We start from the raw sequence: 15,385 nt of genomic DNA, 5'->3' as shown, positions 1-15,385 counted from the left end.
GCGGTCACAGGCCGGGGTCAAAATCGCCCTGGTGGTCTTAACTCCCGTCCTTTCCGGGTGTCTCCTCTGTCATGATGTCGATTTTTTTCCATTTGTCTTTTGCCCCGGAAAGCCTTGCCGGATTTTTGAGGCGTCCGTAATATGGGGTTGAAGACAAATAAATGGCCGCCAGGGGATTGTGGCCCAGCACCCGGTCCTTGACGGCCAGTACCGTGCAAGGCACTTTGCAGTATTTTAGAAACAGTGTGTCATGCCCCACGCACAGGCCCAGCATGACGGCCAGGTCCACCTCCTGGCGGTTTAACAGTTCGGCTTGAACAATGGGATTGCACATGGATTCCATGGCATCCGGCCCCCGTATTTTTTCTTCCCCTGTCAGACCAATGGATTCCTTTGGCGTTCGGCCCACCTTGCAGCAGACCGAGGCCACATCAAATCCGCCGGCTTCGAAAATTTTTGAAACCTCGCGGGCTTCTCTGCGCAGGCCGATGCAAAAGGCCAAACCCAGGGAGGTGTAATTGCACTTTGCGGCAAACTGCATGATCTCTTCAATTCGCGGAATCCGGGTTCTTAAGTTCTGACCGTCGAATTCATAACACTGGGCTTCCTGGATTGAGGCCCGGCGGGCGAATTCCTGAATATTGCTTCGGTGATAGTGGGTGATCCCCTCGCGGACGACCTGCTCATACTGACGCATGGGGCACGCTGTGGGCGCTTTTTCAATGGAGGGCAGGGGGTCGTTGAGGTTTGCAGCCGGATAACAGGTTCCCCCATCGCAATAGGCGCATTGTGTATAAAGGATTTTATCATTCATTGGCAAGGACTCCTTTTCATATTTCCTCTTCTATAGCAGAGCCGGGGTTGGGGAAACAACCCTGGTTTGGAAATTGTCAAAAGGAGATTCTGCCCGACAGGCTGCAGGAGGGGTATGATATCACCCCTGCCTGCAGCTTTTTATCGATGGTGCCCAAATCCGGTCCGAACCTAGCTGTTGGTCGGGCAGTGCCTGGAAATGGCCCTTGGAATCTGTTTGACCGCTTTGTTGATGACCTTTTGTGCGGAAAGGTTTTTTGCCGGCCTGGCGATATCCAGGGTGTCGGACCACAAGGCGTTTCCGGTTTTGGTCTCATAGATCCGGGTTTCAACCATCACATGTTTCCATGCCGTGGCGTTTTGACGGATATACTGCTGCTGATGCGCGGACCAGTTCCCCCCGGTATCGCCCGGACCCAGGTAGAACAACACCGGATCATAGGAGGAGAACGCATATGTTTCCTCCATGCCGGCTATCCGGGCCAGAAATACGAAATCGATTCCCCGGTTACCGGCTTGTTTCAGAAGTGTTTCCCGGTCGAGTCCGGAAGCCTCCGGGATTGCCGAATAGCTTGCAACCGCCTCCACTCCCTGATTTTTGAGCTCATGACACAAGGCGTCTTCAAATTGTTTTCTTGCTTGATCATTGTCAGAGACGCCGGTGATCATCATTTTTGAGCCCGGTTTCATTCCGCAGTCGCCGGCAGTTGATGCGGCCATGCGGCTGCCCGTAGCTGCACAGGCAGTCAAAGAGCAGATCAGGACTCCCATCAGAATCATGTACATACCCGTTTTCAATTGTTTCATTGTCATCTCTCCTTTCCTCTATTGAATGTTATTATAATTCGTGCCATTTTTCATATTCGACAGAATCGTAAAAAGCTTTTGTTAGTGATATTGCCAGATCTGTGCCAAAAAAATAAATTATATTATTTCAATTATTTATAAAATAGAAAGCGTTGTATTTGTCATATATGAATAAAATGGGTTAGTTAAATATGACAAATTAGTTATATGTGACTAAATATCCGGGAGATATTATGCAGGTGGATGGCAATGAATTTTTCCGGCAGGCCACTGTCCGGATTTGCAGCAGCTTGGATATTGAAGTGGCCCTGAAACGGATGCAGCAGTATGTTCATCAGTATTTGCCCGCCGGTTTCATATCCTTGGTGCTGTTTGACCCGCAGAAAAACGTGATCCGCAATATCGCGGGAAAAATTTCAAAAACCGCGGAAAAATACGGCCGGGAAGTCTCGCTGCCCGACACCCGGGAGATGCGGGCCAGGTGGATCCAAAAACAAGTGGGCCTGGAAGCCTATATGGTGGTCAATAACCTGGAGCAGGATCCGGACCTGCTGGACTTGTTCACCCGGCTGGGCCTGGATGCCGATATTTCTTTTATCATGATTCGGCTGGAACTGGAGGGAAACCGTATTGGGGGGCTCTGGGTGTCGACGGCCGGTCGTAACCAATACACCAAAGAGCAGGCGGAACTGCTGCAGATTATCCATGAGCCCGTGGCCATTGCCATGTCCAATGTGCTGCAGCACCGGGAGGTGCTTGAGTTAAACCGGCAGCTCACAGATGATATCCGCCATCTTCACGCGCGGCTGCATGAAAAGACAGAGACTGAAATTATTGGTGCAGACCAGGGATTGCATCAGGTTACGGAAATGGCCCGGCAGGTGGCCGGCCTGGACAGCCCGGTTTTGATCCTGGGCGAAACCGGAGTGGGCAAGGAAGTGATCGCCAATTTTATTCATAACCATTCCCACAGGCGAAACGGACCGTTAATCAAGGTCAACTGCGGGGCCATTGCCGAAAGCCTCATGGACAGTGAATTGTTCGGGCATGAAAAAGGGGCGTTCACCGGTGCTGTTGAAAGAAAAAAAGGACGGTTTGAAAGGGCTGACCGGGGCACCATTTTTCTGGATGAAATCGGAGAGCTTTCCCCCCAGGCACAGGTTCGGCTGCTGCGGGTGCTGCAGGAAAAAGTCATTGAAAGAGTGGGCGGGTCCAGGGAGATTGCCGTCAATGTCCGGATTTTATCCGCCACCCATCGCAACCTTCAGGACATGGTGGCAGACGGACGCTTCCGGCAGGATTTGTGGTTCCGGCTCAATGTGTTCCCCGTTTCCATCCCGCCCCTGCGTGAGCGAAAGGAAGATATTCCCGGGCTGGTGAATTTTTTCATGCAAAAAAAGGCACAAGAGTTGAAAATCAAGCAGCCTCCTGAACTGCAGAGCGGGGCGTTGCGTCAGTTGCTGGCCCATGACTGGCCCGGCAATGTCCGGGAACTGGAAAATCTCGTGGAACGGGCCCTGATTCAATACCAGGGGGGCCGGATTTCCTTTTCCGGATTTTTCCGGAAAAATTCGTCGCTTTTGCAGGATACGGACGAACTGCGGGAATCCGGCCCGATGCCGACTTTAGATGAGGTGATGGCCGAACATATCCGCCGGGTGCTGAAGCTCACAAACGGCAAGATCAGCGGACCCGGTGGTGCCGCCGAGATTTTGGGCCTTCATTACAGTACCCTGCGGCACCGTATGCGGAAGCTCGGGATCTCTGTTGACCGAAACCTTTCCGGATGATTTTTACGTGTCTTTCCTCGTAATAAACCGGGCGTTTTTTCTCGTACCGGATGTGGCTCCGGGCTTTCCAGTGGCCCCGGGCCCTTGAGTGACTCCGGCTGTAGCGCGGCGGCGGACATGGCCGGTGATAGCCGTTTTTGTGGATCACGGTGACAGGGTCCGGGCCGCTGTTGTAGTAGCTGTTGATAATGGCATGGCCGACTATGGCCGCGCCCACCCCGATGGCAACGCCTTCCCACCGGTGGCGCTGTTTGTCCCCGGCAGATGCGGATGTGCCGGCAAAAGCCACCAGGCAGACCGCAATGAGAAGCACAGTCAATATTTTTTTCATTTTTTGCCTCCTTTTTTTGTGCTTTCAGTTTACCCGGGATAAGGTGCCGGTTAATCCCGGGATTCCGCGTGCCGGGTGATTTCCCGGTCCACCAGTTCAATGGCCTGGTCCACCACACGCTGCAATACGGCAATTTCATCCGGCTCATCGCCAATGGCGGCGGCCAGGGGCTTATAGCTTCTGGCCTGACGGGCCTTGATCTCTGCAACCTTTTCACGACCTTTCTGTGACAGCTCAATTAAATGCACCCGCATGTCGTTTCGGTCCACTTTCATGTCCACCATTTCCAGTTCTGATCTGAGCCGTTTGACATCCGTGGACAGGGTGCTCTGCCTGACTCCGGGAAAAAAGCGCAGCAGGTCGCTCATGCTCATGGGCCCCTGGGTGCTGAGGATTTCAAGAATCAGCATCTCCCGGTCCCTGAGATCTCCGGCCTCGCTTCCCGCAGCCTCAATAGCCCGGTAAATCCGCATCTTGATGCTTAATCTGGCGATGTTTGTAAATAGATCCTGAATCATTGCCCTGCCTTTTTCTGAAAGCATGTTTGAAACCAGTTAATAATATCCAGATAGTTTTGTCAATAAAAATATTTCACAAAAATGATATACTTTGTAAAAATGATATAGCTGAACCAAATCCGCGGCATTCGGTCAAACAAGGGAAACGTGGGAGGGATGACCGAGTCCAGGTATGACAGGCGGTGAAATCAGGCTTGATTTTTCGGGCGTACAGAGGCACAATGCAGTTTCATGAATCGCGGAGCTTTGAACATGGCAAAAAAGAAATTAAAAGCCCATCACATTGAACGCACCTGGTGCAAGGGTTGCGGAATTTGCGTACATTTCTGTCCCAAGCAGGTTCTGGCGCTCGATGAGCACAACATTGCCTATCCTGCCGATCCGGAAGCCTGTATCTGCTGCCGCATGTGCGAATACAGGTGCCCGGACCTTGCCATTGAAGTCGAATGTCAGGAGACTTGAGCCTATGCAGGGCACTGTGAAATTCATCCAGGGAAACGAGGTCTGTGTGGAGGCCGCCCTTTATGCGGGCCTGGAGTTTTTTGCCGGCTATCCCATCACGCCTTCCACCGAGATTGCCGAGGCCATGTCCGCCCGCCTGCCGCAGATCGGGGGCCGGTTTTTGCAGATGGAAGACGAGATTGCCTCCATCTGCGCTATTATCGGGGCGTCTTTGACCGGCCGCAAGGTCATGACCGCAACCAGTGGCCCCGGCTTTTCCCTGATGCAGGAAGCCCTTGGCTATGCCGTGATGACCGAGATCCCCTGCGTGATCGTGGATGTGCAGCGCGGCGGTCCGTCAACGGGGCTTCCCACTCATGTGGGGCAGGGCGATTTTAACCAGGCCCGTTACGGCACTCACGGTGATCATGCCATTGTCGCCCTGACCGCCTCCAATCACCAGGACATGTTTGCCATCACCGTGGAGGCCTTCAATATTGCCGAGATTTTCCGCACTCCGGTGATTCTGCTGTTTGACGAGGTCACCGGCCACATGCGCGAAAAGGTGGTGATTCCCGAAAAGGACGAAATCGCCCTGGTGGATCGGCTCAGGACGTCTGTTGAAAGCGGGGTTGACTATCACCCCTATCTGCCCCGGGAAGACGGGCGGCTGCCCATGTCGGATTTCGGCGGGGTGCACCGCTACAATGTCACAGGGTTGTATCATGATATGTGGGGCTTTCCTTCAGATGATCCCAAAATCGTCTACGGCCTGATTCGGCATCTCATGGATAAAATCCAGAATTATGCCGGGAAGATGACCTTTTTTCGGCAGGATTACATCGAAGATGCCCACACGGTTCTGGTTTCCTACGGTGCTGCTGCCCGTTCGGCCCGGCACCTGGTGGAAAATCGCCGCAAGCGCGGCGAAAGGCTGGGTCTGCTGGAACTGCAGACGCTTTGGCCGTTTCCCGGCGACGTGGTTCGCAAGGTCTGCAAAAATGCTGATTACATCGTGGTGGTGGAATTAAACACCGGCCAGGTGATCCGGGAAGTAAAGCTGGCCGTGGACCGGCCCGAACGGGTGTATCTGGCCAACCGCATTGACGGCCAGTTGATTTCCCCCACGGATATCCAGAACATACTGCGGCTGCTGCATGGCAAAGGCGTATAATTTCAAGGTGATTTGATGTCTGTTAAAGACTATATCCGCGAACGGTTTTTTCCGCACATGTGGTGTCCGGGCTGCGGCCACGGGGTGGTGTTAAACGCCATGATCCGGGCCGTGGAATCGCTGGGCATGAGCAAAAATGAAATCGTCATGGTTTCGGGCATCGGCTGCTCGGCGCGGATTTCCGGTTATGTGGATTTCCACTCCATGCACACCATCCACGGCCGGGCCCTGGCTTTTGCAACGGGCATCAAAATGAGCCGGCCGGAGCTAAACGTGATCGTTCCCATGGGCGACGGAGATGCCCTGGCCATTGGGGGAAATCATTTTCTGCATGCCGCCCGGCGCAATATCGAAATGACGGCTATTGTCATGAACAACCGGATTTACGGGATGACCGGCGGGCAATTCTCCCCGCTCTCGGGTTATGCGGCCGCGGCCTCCACTGCGCCCTATGGCAACATTGATCACGGCTTTGACATTGCAAAACTTTCCGAGGCGGCAGGGGCCACATTCGTGGCCCGGACCACAACCTATCATGTGCATGAACTTTCCCGCCTGATCCGGGATGCCATTTTGCATGAGGGTTTTTCCGTGCTCGAGGTGCTCACCCAGTGCCCCACGTATTTTGGACGCTACAACCGGGCAGGGGATGCCCCGGAAATGATGGAGACTTACAAGAATCGCACCGTAGCTGTGGGTTCTGAAAAAAAGAACCAGGACCCGGAGCTGATCGAGCGGGGCGTGTTTGTGAAAAAAGAGCTTCCGGAATACTGCCGGGAATACGAAAAAGTCATCGAAAAAAACCAACAAAAGCAGACGTAAAAGAAGGCATGATGGAAAAGTGCAGGCTGGTTTTTTCGGGTTCCGGGGGGCAGGGCATTATCACCGCAGCTATTCTGCTGGCAGAAGCCGCTGTTCTCCACGAGGGGTTAAACGCAGTCCAGTCCCAGAGCTACGGGGCCCAGGCCCGGGGCGGGGCTGCCAGAAGTGATGTGATCATTTGGGACAAGCCCGTTTACTACCCCAAGGTGATCCAGCCCAATGTCCTGGTCTGCCTGACCCAGACCGCATACAACAAATACCATCCCACCATCCGCCCCGGCGGCCTGCTGATCACCGACACCGCCCTGGTAAAAGTGGACAAAAGCGCTGAAGCCCGCCTGGCCTGGCTGCCGTTTCAGGATCAAATCAAACAGGAGATGGGCAATGCCCGGGGTTTGAATATCTGCGTGCTTGGCGCCGTGGCCGCCCTGACCCAAATCGTTTCCATCCCCAGCCTGGAATCAGCCGTGGCCGGCCGGTTTGATGAAAGATTCCGGGAAGCCAACCTCAAGGCCCTGCACATGGGAATAGCGCTTGGAAGCCAAAGATCTTCAGCCAGCGTTTAACAAAATAGCCGATGCCAACACCTGCCTGCCGTTGAGAAAAACAGTCATAATGCTTGAACAAAGCTAAATTAAATGATATACAGTTTAACTGAAAAAAAATTTTTATGTCCCTGGAATTCAGTATAAAGGTGCATTCAATGGATAGCCAGCAAAACGCAAAAACGATTGTGGACAGACGAAAAAGCCCTAGAATACAGACTGAAAACGATGTCAGCTACATTCTTTTCGATGCCAACAGGGAAGTAACGGATCAAGGCAGGGCAAAAGCCCTGGACCTGAGTCAAAACGGCATACTTTTGGAAACAGAAAAACCATTAAATGGCTCCTGCATTATGCTGATCACCCTGGATTTGAACGGAAAAAAGGTAAAAGTCAAAGGCCGAGTGGCAAATACCCGGAAATCAGATAAGCCGGGCTGCCATTTAACCGGGATTGAATTTAAAAGCTCTGAAGAACAACAGATAAAGGCCATTGTTGCATTTGTAAAAGTCTATCATAACCGCAGGCAACGCCATCAAAATAAAAATCTGTATTCAGTCCAGCAACCTGTTTCCTGAAAAGCAGCGTAGTGTTTTTGGGCTTACCCGGATTTCCTGTCCAGGGTCTGGTTTTCATCCTTGCCGAAAAATCCCGGAGTGGCTTTACTTCGCGCGGTTGCCGGTTTTTGCTGTCACCCCAAACAAGGATCAACCATGAGTGCAGGTGATCAAAAAATCCGGATTCTCGGCCAGACCGCTTTGACAGACCGCAGGTTTGTCAACTTGTTTGAAATCCGGTATTCCGATAAAAAAGGCAATGAAAGGCGCTGGGACTTTGTCTCCCGGCAGAATCCGCCCAAAATTGAAACTGGCGGATTTGACATTGTGGATGCGGTCATTATCGTACCCTGGCATGCGCCCAGCGGCAAGCTGGTTGTGATCCGGGAATTCCGGATGCCGTTAAACGACTACCAGTACGGATTTCCCGCCGGGCTGGTGGATCCGGGTGAAAGCCCGGAGCAAAGTGCCATCCGGGAACTCGGGGAGGAAACCGGCCTGAAGACCACCGGCGTTCGCCGCACAAGCCCGCCCATATATGTATCATCCGGCCTTACAGACGAATCCATTGTCATGGTGTATCTCGACTGTGAGGGCCATCCGTCCGACGGAAACACCGGAAGCGCAGAAGACATTGAAACCGTGTTTTTGTCCCGGCAGGAGGCCGCAGATCTGTGTGTTGCTCCGGATCTCAAGGTGGATGTGAAAACCTGGCTGGTCATGGACAAATTTGCCGCCACAGGCGGGATATAAAAATATCTGTGACCTGTTATGCCTGCGTCAATACCGGCGTGATCACACCGTGGCATCTGCATGCGGTGGCAATCAGGTGTTTGCCGGGTTTTTGGGACATTTTTTGCTTGAGTTCAAGCAGGGATTCGGGTTTGTAACCGCCCACGCCCGGGGCAAGCTGATGGCTTCGGATCACCCGGGTTTCAAATTCGGCGATTTCCAAGTTTTCCAGCCATTCATACAGGTTCTGCGTCCGTTTTTTACCAGTGGACGGGCAGTAATCCGCCGGCTCAGGGCAGTTGTCCGGGCACATGAAATCCGCCATGCTTGTGTAGATATCCCCGGTATGGCCGAACATGGGGTTGGGCAGCCTTTTTTCCAGGCCTTCGGGCGGGTCACAGCGCCGGATCCCCACCGGTGCGGATCCGGCCATTAGCCAAAGCGCGGCCAAATGCACGGGAAGGGCAGGGATGATCCAGTCCGGAATGTTTTGTTCGGCCAGATGCTGCTTCAGAAAATCCACCCCGTCCTGACGGACAATTTCCACATTTTCCCCGAACTGTGGAAATTGTTCAGGCTCTGGTTCCACCACCACAAATCTGGTTATGCGCTTGCCTGAAGCAAGCCTTTCCAGTGCAATGCGGCCAAACCGGCCGAAGCCGATGATCCATATGGTTTCCATATTTTATCCCTGCCGGGTTTTTTATCAATTTCGGGAACCGCCTGCCGCTGGCTGAAAAGAGCCAAGCGGGCAGCAGGGTTGAACATTGTCCGGTAATCCATTATATTATTCAGAATAACCTTCTCGGATCGAAAGGCACAAGGCATTTTTTTTAAAATTACCGAATCAGAGCCTTACAAATTTTTAAAGCCAAAAATTGATGGCGCCGTCAAAAGTCCGACATCTGCGTTACACGCAATTTCTCAGAATTTCACGTACGGATAACTACGCTGCATTCTTCGAAATTGCGCAAGCCTTGATCTTGAACTTTTTACGGCGCCATCTAAAATCAGACTTTTTACAGTGCCCTCAAAAATTGACTTAACACCTTTTGGGAATCAGAAGGGAAAGGAACAAATCAATGGAGGAAATACGCGAAAAAGCACGCACCCTGATGAAGGGATATTGCCGGGTCTGCCCGGTGTGCGACGGCCGGGCCTGTGCCGGACAGGTGCCGGGAATGGGCGGTCTCGGAACCGGTTCAGGTTTTCAGGACAATGTGCGGGCGCTTTCTGAAATCCGGTTTAACATGCGCTGTCTCCATGATGCCGCAGAGCCGGACACGGATCTTTCCCTGCTGGGCTTTGACCTGTCCATGCCGGTGCTGGCCGCCCCTATTGGCGGGGTGTCGTTTAACATGGGCGGGGGCATGGAGGAGCAGGACTATATCCTGGCCAAGCTTTCGGCATGCGCAGATGAGGGCTGCCTGGGATGCACCGGCGACGGCGTGCCGGATTTCATCCATGAAAGCGGGTTTGCCGCCGTCAAAGAACTCGATGGCCGGGGCATTCCGTTTATCAAGCCGTGGGAGGACCAGGAGCTGTTTTCCAAGGCGGAAAAGGCGCTGGAAGCCGGTGCTACGGTAATCGGCATGGATGTGGATGCAGCCGGTCTGGTGACCCTGCGCAAGATGGGCCGGCCGGTGTCGCCCAAGCCGGCAGCAAGACTTGCTGAAATCATTGAACAAATACCGGCCAGATTCGTGGTCAAGGGGGTGATGACCGCAGATGAGGCAAAAATCTGTGTGGATGCAGGTGCTGCAGGGATCGTGGTGTCCAATCATGGCGGAAGGGTGTTAGACGGGGTGCCCGGAACCGCACGGGTACTGCGCGATGTGGCTGCAGCCGTTCAGGGGCAGATCGCGGTTTTGGCTGACGGCGGGGTGCGATCCGGGGCAGATGTGCTTCGCATGCTGGCCCTGGGCGCGGATGCGGTGATGATCGGCCGGCCGTTTTCAGTTGCCGTGCTCGGCGGGGGCAAAGACGGGGCTTGCGCCTACCTGGCCCAAATCCGCCAGGAGCTGGTTCAGAGCATGGTGCTCACCGGCACAGCCTCGGTGCGGTCCGTGGACAGCTCCATTCTGTGGTCAGGATAATCCCTACAGCAGCCCGGCTGCGGACATGATGTCCGGGACCACTTCCTCTTTGCCAATGGCCATGATGTGGACCCCGTCGCAGATCTTTTCGTCTTTGATCTGAGCGATCATGCGGCCGGTGATCTCGATGCCCTTTTTCAGGGCACCGCCCTTGGGGGCGGCCGCCATTTCATCGATGAGATTCTGGGGTACCATGACGCCGGCCACGTTTTTGTTCATAAAGCGGGCCATGCCCGCAGAGGTCAGCAGGATCACACCGGCCAGGATCTTGACGTCAAACTGCCGGGCGTAATCCATGAATTTTTTGAAGTTGTCGATGTCATAGACCGCCTGGGTTTGGATGAATTCGGCGCCGGCTTCGATTTTTTTCTCAAACTTGATCAGCTGGGGCTCAATGGGGTTGGCCTCGGGGGTGACAATGGCTCCGGCGCAGAACCGGACACCTCCGTCCAGATCGTTTCCGGCCATGTCTTTTCCCCGCTCCATGGTGCGCACCGCGGCCACCAGCTGGCTGGAATCCAGATCAAACACGGCCTTGGCCTGCTTGTGATCGCCGAGCATCACCGAATCGCCGGTCAAGCACAACACATTGTTGATCCCCCGGCTGGCGGCAAACATGAGATCGGCCTGCAGGGCCAGGCGGTTTCGGTCCCGGCAGGTCATCTGCAGGATCGGCTCGCCGCCCTTTTCTTTGACCAGCAGCGCTCCGCCCAGGGAGGGAAACCGCATCACAGAGCTCTGGTGATCGGTGACGTTCATGGCATCCACCTTGTCTTTTAACAATTCCACGTGGTGTGCCATTTTTTCCAGGTTGGTCCCCTTGGAGGGGGCGACCTCGGAGGTGACCACGAATTTTCCGGAATCAAGGGCTTTTTTAAATGCGGATGGCATGGGAAGTGTCCTTATTCATAGTGTTAAGTTTTAAGTGTTAAGAAATATGAAGTTTAAACGCTTTGTGTTTTTTTTGCGGTTAATTTTCCGGGATCAGGAATTTGCCGGGACTGGGTTCACCCAGGTGATTGCGCGGCTTTTTGTAGGTGCGCATGGAATCGAGCCGGTCAAGCTCCTTTAGGCGGTTGTAGATCATGGTCCAGGCGCAGTCCTTGTTGGAATCGATTTCGCATTTGCCGTTGTTGGTGCCGCCGCAGGGGCCGTTGACAAGCCCCTTGTGGCAGGTGGTCACCGGGCAGATGCCACCGGTTTCGCCGATCACGCAGGTGCCGCACTGGGTGCAGATCTCGTTGAACTGGCCGGCGGCGTTTTCCTTTCCGATAAACAGGGTGTTCTGGGCCGGCACCACCATCTGGCCGAGTTGACTGGCCAGGGTTTGCACGCCATAGGCGCAGGACATCACCAGCAAAGCGTCTGCCTGGTTCATGCGCGCACCAAACTCTGAGAGGATATCGGATGTGAGGTTGTCGCAGGCCACGGGGACCACTGTGGTGCCGGTGATCACCTTGCCCCTGGCAGACAGGTCTTCGGCCATGGCCGCCACCTGTTCCACACCCCCTGTCCGGGTCAGGGTGGTGCAGGTGCCGCATCCGATGACAAATATTCTGTCCATGCCTTCGAGCAGGTGCTCGATTTCCTCCATTGGTTTCTGCTGGGTAATGGATCGAATCATGGTGGTTAGCTCCTCTCTTTTTCAAGATCGCACCTGAGGCACCGCCTGGCTTCAAAATGGGCCTGCTCGGCGGTAAATCCCCTTTCAACTTCCCTGAAGTCGCAGACGCGGTCCTCGGGTTTTTCGGTTTCGATTTGAACCCGCGGCTGATCTTCTGTGCTTTCCGATTCCAGGGCCAGACCGGTTTCCTGGGCCAGGGGGGTTTTTTCATCCGGCATGAAAATCGGGGTCTGGTCGCCTGAAAGGTATTTGTGAATGGCCAAAGCCGCCCGCCGGCCCGATGCAATGGCCCGGATCACGAAAGTGGGGCCGGTGGTGAAATCGCCGCCGGCAAACACGCCGGGCACGTTGGTGGCCAGGGTGTTTTCATCCACGGCCAGAGAACCCCACAACGCTCGCTCCAGCTGGCTGTCTTCGGGCAGAAACGACGTGTCCGGTGCCTGGCCGATGGAGATAATGATATTGTCGGCCTCGATGTACTCGGTATCGGACATGTCGCATTCCGGCCGGAAATTGCCCTCCTGGTCAAATACCGCAAGGCAGTGGGAAAAACTGATGCCCTTGACTTTGCCGTTTTGCTGGTAAATTTCTTCCGGTGACCACTGCGGATTTAAAATGGCGCCTTCATCCTGGGTTTCCTCCACGTCCTTGTCCCAGGCCGGCATCTCTTCCCGGGTTTCCAGACAGAAGACCTGAACGTCGTCGGAACCGGCGCGAAGCGCGGTGCGGGCCACATCCATGGCCACATTGCCCCCGCCGATCACAACGGTTTTACCCGAAAGTTTCATATCATGGCCCAGGCGCACGTCGCGCAAAAAGTTTAAGCCGTAGTATAGTCCCTCCAGCCCTTCTTCCTCCCCCGGAAGTCCGATGCGCTTGCTGGCCTGGGCACCGGCAGACAAAAACACCGCATCAAAGCCTTCCTTTTTCAGATCCGTTAAGGTGTGGTTGGCGTCAATGGGCGAATTGTACTCGATTTTCACCCCGGCGTTTTCGATCCACTTGATTTCCATGTCAATGACATCCCTGGGCAGGCGGAACTCGGGCAGTGCGATGTTTAACATTCCGCCGCCAACGGGCTGGGCTTCAAACACCTTTGTCTCGTAGCCGAGCTTGGCCAGGAAATAGGCACAGGTCAGGCCCGCGGGCCCGGCGCCCACAATGGCCACTTTTTCCGACCGGGTCACCGGGAAGGCTTCGCGCTCGGCACCGTATTTGTCATAGTAGTAGTCCGAGGCAAATCGTTTTAATGTCCGGATGGCCACGGGATCGTCGAGCTCTCCTCTGCGGCACTTGTATTCGCAGGGATTGATGCAGACCCGGCCGCATACGGCCGGAAACGGATTTCTCTCCCGGATGATCTCCACTGCCGCCTCGTAGTTGCCGCTGCCGATGGCCGCCACGTAATTGGGTACGTCAATACCGGCCGGACATGCGTGCTGGCAGGCCGATATCACCATGGAGTCACACACTGCACCGGCGCAGCGATGTTCGTGGATGTGGTCGCGGTATTCCTGCTCAAAATAGCGCAGGGTGGACAGGGCCGGCTTGGGGCTGGCCTGTCCCAGGCCGCACAACGAGGCTTCGGCCATGGTGTGGCCGATGGATTTGATGGTGTCAATGTCTTCGATATGTCCCTGGCCCAGGGTGATGCGCGTTAAGGTCTCCAAAAGCTGGGTGGTGCCCAGCCGGCACGGGGCGCATTTGCCGCAGGACTCGGACTGGGTGAAATTTAAAAAAAATCGGGCAATTTCCACCATGCAGTTGTTTTCATCCAGGACCACAAGACCGCCTGAGCCCATGATGGCGCCGATGCGCTGGATGGTGTCATAGTCAATGGGCAGGTTTAAAAATCTGGCCGGCACGCATCCACCCGCCGGACCGCCCATCTGCACGGCCTTAAACTGCCTGCCCTTGGGAATGCCGCCGCCGATATCATAGACCACCTCCCGGATGGTGGTACCGATGGGCACTTCCACCAGGCCGGTGTTGTTGACCTTGCCGGCCAGGGAAAAAATTTTGGTTCCCTTGGACGCATCGGTTCCCAGTTCGCCGTACCACTCAGCACCGTTTTTGATGATCAGCGGAATGTTGGCCAGGGTTTCAACGTTGTTGATGTTTGTGGGCTTTTGGTCAATCCCGGCCTGGGCGGGAAAAGGGGGCCTTGGCCGGGGCATGCCGCGCTTGCCCTCAATGGAGGCCATCAGCGCGGTTTCCTCGCCGCAGACAAAAGCGCCGGCCCCCATTTTGAGGGAAAGATCAAAATTAAAGCCCGTGCCCAGGATGTTTTCGCCCAGAAGGCCCAGTTGTTTTCCCTGCTCAATGGCCAGGGTCAGGTGCTCCACTGCAATGGGGTATTCCTCTCGCACGTAAATGATGCCGTATTCCGCGCCCATGGCATAGCCGCCGATCATCATGCCCTCGATCACCGCATGGGGATCGCCTTCCAGAAGCGCCCGGTCCATGAAAGCCCCGGGATCGCCCTCGTCTGCGTTGCACACCACATACTTGGGCGTGGTGGGCGACTGTCTGGCAAACCGCCACTTGATGCCAGTGGGAAAGCCCGCGCCGCCACGGCCCCGCAATTTTGCGGAAACCACTTCCTCAATGACCGTCTCAGGGGTCATCTTGGACAAAGCCTTGACAAACGCCCTGTAACCGCCCGCGGCAATGTAGTGCTCGATTTGTGTCGGGTCGATCCGGCCGCAGTTGGCCAGCACCCGGCGCACCTGTTTCTGGTAAAAGGGGATCTGGTTTCTGTAATAAACAAACCGGCCGGTTCTTGGGTCCTGGTAGGCAAGGCGCTCGATGAACTGCTGGTTCTTGATGGTTTTGTCCACGATTTCCGTGGCATCTTCCGGATCCACTTCCTGGTACTGGATGCCCAGCGGCTCGATTGCCACCACCGGGGCCTTGGCGCAGAACCCGTGGCATCCGGTGGAACGGATTTCCACTTCCTTATCCAGTCCCTGGCGGGTGACGGCGTCAGCCAGGGCGTCGCGAACGGCTGCAGCTCCGTAGGCCCGGCATCCGGTCATGCAGACATGGACTTCGGTCTTTTTTTTGCCAGAATCCGCAAGAATCTTGTTTCTGAGCCATTCGATCTGTCCGATGGATGTGAGTTTTTTCATGGCG

16 protein-coding genes are annotated in these 15,385 nt (G+C 54.9%); 8 read left to right on the top strand and 8 right to left on the bottom strand.

All coding sequences use genetic code 11. The features are described from left to right. Positions 1-37 precede the first annotated feature (37 nt). Together HNR65_RS09520 and HNR65_RS09515 are read right to left on the bottom strand one after the other, a co-directional pair. On the bottom strand, positions 38-814 hold the full coding sequence (locus HNR65_RS09520; RefSeq protein ID WP_220128338.1) for a DUF1847 domain-containing protein: 777 nt from the start codon (positions 812-814) through the stop codon (positions 38-40). Positions 815-984: 170 nt separating this feature from the next. After that, positions 985-1,620, bottom strand: coding sequence for a hypothetical protein (locus tag HNR65_RS09515; RefSeq protein ID WP_181551252.1), 636 nt, complete (start codon positions 1,618-1,620; stop codon positions 985-987). Between the two features lie 233 nt (positions 1,621-1,853). Here HNR65_RS09515 and HNR65_RS09510 point away from each other — a divergent pair, with 233 nt between their 5' ends. Then, positions 1,854-3,410, top strand: a complete 1,557-nt coding sequence (locus HNR65_RS09510) for a sigma 54-interacting transcriptional regulator (protein ID WP_181551251.1) — start codon at positions 1,854-1,856, stop codon at positions 3,408-3,410. Here the strand turns inward: HNR65_RS09510 and HNR65_RS09505 are convergent. Both HNR65_RS09505 and HNR65_RS09500 read right to left on the bottom strand, forming a co-directional pair. Further along, the gene (locus HNR65_RS09505; protein ID WP_181551250.1) at positions 3,304-3,741 is read right to left on the bottom strand and encodes a hypothetical protein; all 438 of its coding nucleotides are present in this window, start codon (positions 3,739-3,741) and stop codon (positions 3,304-3,306) included. The genes HNR65_RS09510 and HNR65_RS09505 overlap by 107 nt on opposite strands. Before the next feature lie 50 nt (positions 3,742-3,791). Continuing rightward, positions 3,792-4,259, bottom strand: a complete 468-nt coding sequence (locus tag HNR65_RS09500; RefSeq protein ID WP_181551249.1) for a MarR family winged helix-turn-helix transcriptional regulator — start codon at positions 4,257-4,259, stop codon at positions 3,792-3,794. 252 nt (positions 4,260-4,511) lie between these two features. Between HNR65_RS09500 and HNR65_RS09495 the strand changes: the two genes are divergently transcribed. The 6 genes from HNR65_RS09495 (at position 4,512) to HNR65_RS09470 (ending at position 8,551) form a co-directional block, all read left to right on the top strand. Beyond that, complete coding sequence (locus tag HNR65_RS09495) at positions 4,512-4,721, top strand: 4Fe-4S dicluster domain-containing protein (RefSeq protein WP_181551248.1); 210 nt, start codon at positions 4,512-4,514, stop codon at positions 4,719-4,721. Positions 4,722-4,725: 4 nt separating this feature from the next. Beyond that, complete coding sequence (locus tag HNR65_RS09490; RefSeq protein ID WP_181551247.1) at positions 4,726-5,874, top strand: 2-oxoacid:acceptor oxidoreductase subunit alpha; 1,149 nt, start codon at positions 4,726-4,728, stop codon at positions 5,872-5,874. Positions 5,875-5,889: 15 nt separating this feature from the next. Beyond that, positions 5,890-6,696 (top strand): 2-oxoacid:ferredoxin oxidoreductase subunit beta, encoded by an 807-nt coding sequence (locus HNR65_RS09485; RefSeq protein ID WP_181551246.1) that lies wholly within the window; start codon positions 5,890-5,892, stop codon positions 6,694-6,696. A gap of 8 nt (positions 6,697-6,704) precedes the next feature. Beyond that, positions 6,705-7,262: a 2-oxoacid:acceptor oxidoreductase family protein gene (locus HNR65_RS09480; protein WP_232364726.1), complete on the top strand. Its 558-nt coding sequence runs from the start codon at positions 6,705-6,707 to the stop codon at positions 7,260-7,262. Between the two features lie 137 nt (positions 7,263-7,399). Further along, complete coding sequence (locus HNR65_RS09475; protein ID WP_181551245.1) at positions 7,400-7,819, top strand: PilZ domain-containing protein; 420 nt, start codon at positions 7,400-7,402, stop codon at positions 7,817-7,819. Positions 7,820-7,954: 135 nt separating this feature from the next. Then, positions 7,955-8,551, top strand: a complete 597-nt coding sequence (locus HNR65_RS09470; protein WP_181551244.1) for an NUDIX hydrolase — start codon at positions 7,955-7,957, stop codon at positions 8,549-8,551. 16 nt (positions 8,552-8,567) lie between these two features. Here HNR65_RS09470 and HNR65_RS09465 read toward each other — a convergent pair whose 3' ends face one another. Continuing rightward, the gene (locus HNR65_RS09465; protein ID WP_181551243.1) at positions 8,568-9,212 is read right to left on the bottom strand and encodes a potassium transporter; all 645 of its coding nucleotides are present in this window, start codon (positions 9,210-9,212) and stop codon (positions 8,568-8,570) included. Positions 9,213-9,612: 400 nt separating this feature from the next. On the opposite strand from HNR65_RS09465, the gene HNR65_RS09460 reads away from it, so the two are divergent. Beyond that, on the top strand, positions 9,613-10,626 hold the full coding sequence (locus HNR65_RS09460; protein ID WP_181551242.1) for an alpha-hydroxy-acid oxidizing protein: 1,014 nt from the start codon (positions 9,613-9,615) through the stop codon (positions 10,624-10,626). Between the two features lie 3 nt (positions 10,627-10,629). On the opposite strand, the gene HNR65_RS09455 is transcribed toward HNR65_RS09460, so the two are convergent. The 3 genes from HNR65_RS09455 to HNR65_RS09445 form a co-directional block, all read right to left on the bottom strand. Continuing rightward, positions 10,630-11,517: a methylenetetrahydrofolate reductase gene (locus HNR65_RS09455; RefSeq protein WP_181551241.1), complete on the bottom strand. Its 888-nt coding sequence runs from the start codon at positions 11,515-11,517 to the stop codon at positions 10,630-10,632. Positions 11,518-11,596: 79 nt separating this feature from the next. Then, positions 11,597-12,250, bottom strand: coding sequence for a methylenetetrahydrofolate reductase C-terminal domain-containing protein (locus HNR65_RS09450; RefSeq protein ID WP_181551240.1), 654 nt, complete (start codon positions 12,248-12,250; stop codon positions 11,597-11,599). Between the two features lie 5 nt (positions 12,251-12,255). After that, on the bottom strand, positions 12,256-15,381 hold the full coding sequence (locus HNR65_RS09445) for an FAD-dependent oxidoreductase (protein WP_181551239.1): 3,126 nt from the start codon (positions 15,379-15,381) through the stop codon (positions 12,256-12,258). Between the last annotated feature and the right edge of the window lie 4 nt (positions 15,382-15,385).

Origin of the sequence: Desulfosalsimonas propionicica (assembly GCF_013761005.1) — a bacterium.
Taxonomy (GTDB): domain Bacteria; phylum Desulfobacterota; class Desulfobacteria; order Desulfobacterales; family Desulfosalsimonadaceae; genus Desulfosalsimonas; species Desulfosalsimonas propionicica.
The sequence above is the reverse complement of the archived record's forward strand: the minus strand, read 5'-3'. Positions and strand labels throughout refer to the sequence as shown.

Excerpts from the sequence above, each read along its gene's own strand:
- HNR65_RS09520 (WP_220128338.1), bottom strand. The coding sequence starts at position 814 with ATGAATGATAAAATCCTTTATACACAATGCGCCTATTGCGATGGGGGA.
- HNR65_RS09515 (WP_181551252.1), bottom strand. The coding sequence starts at position 1,620 with ATGAAACAATTGAAAACGGGTATGTACATGATTCTGATGGGAGTCCTG.
- HNR65_RS09510 (WP_181551251.1), top strand. The coding sequence starts at position 1,854 with ATGCAGGTGGATGGCAATGAATTTTTCCGGCAGGCCACTGTCCGGATT.
- HNR65_RS09505 (WP_181551250.1), bottom strand. The coding sequence starts at position 3,741 with ATGAAAAAAATATTGACTGTGCTTCTCATTGCGGTCTGCCTGGTGGCT.
- HNR65_RS09500 (WP_181551249.1), bottom strand. The coding sequence starts at position 4,259 with ATGATTCAGGATCTATTTACAAACATCGCCAGATTAAGCATCAAGATG.
- HNR65_RS09495 (WP_181551248.1), top strand. The coding sequence starts at position 4,512 with ATGGCAAAAAAGAAATTAAAAGCCCATCACATTGAACGCACCTGGTGC.
- HNR65_RS09490 (WP_181551247.1), top strand. The coding sequence starts at position 4,726 with ATGCAGGGCACTGTGAAATTCATCCAGGGAAACGAGGTCTGTGTGGAG.
- HNR65_RS09485 (WP_181551246.1), top strand. The coding sequence starts at position 5,890 with ATGTCTGTTAAAGACTATATCCGCGAACGGTTTTTTCCGCACATGTGG.
- HNR65_RS09480 (WP_232364726.1), top strand. The coding sequence starts at position 6,705 with ATGATGGAAAAGTGCAGGCTGGTTTTTTCGGGTTCCGGGGGGCAGGGC.
- HNR65_RS09475 (WP_181551245.1), top strand. The coding sequence starts at position 7,400 with ATGGATAGCCAGCAAAACGCAAAAACGATTGTGGACAGACGAAAAAGC.
- HNR65_RS09470 (WP_181551244.1), top strand. The coding sequence starts at position 7,955 with ATGAGTGCAGGTGATCAAAAAATCCGGATTCTCGGCCAGACCGCTTTG.
- HNR65_RS09465 (WP_181551243.1), bottom strand. The coding sequence starts at position 9,212 with ATGGAAACCATATGGATCATCGGCTTCGGCCGGTTTGGCCGCATTGCA.
- HNR65_RS09460 (WP_181551242.1), top strand. The coding sequence starts at position 9,613 with ATGGAGGAAATACGCGAAAAAGCACGCACCCTGATGAAGGGATATTGC.
- HNR65_RS09455 (WP_181551241.1), bottom strand. The coding sequence starts at position 11,517 with ATGCCATCCGCATTTAAAAAAGCCCTTGATTCCGGAAAATTCGTGGTC.
- HNR65_RS09450 (WP_181551240.1), bottom strand. The coding sequence starts at position 12,250 with ATGATTCGATCCATTACCCAGCAGAAACCAATGGAGGAAATCGAGCAC.
- HNR65_RS09445 (WP_181551239.1), bottom strand. The coding sequence starts at position 15,381 with ATGAAAAAACTCACATCCATCGGACAGATCGAATGGCTCAGAAACAAG.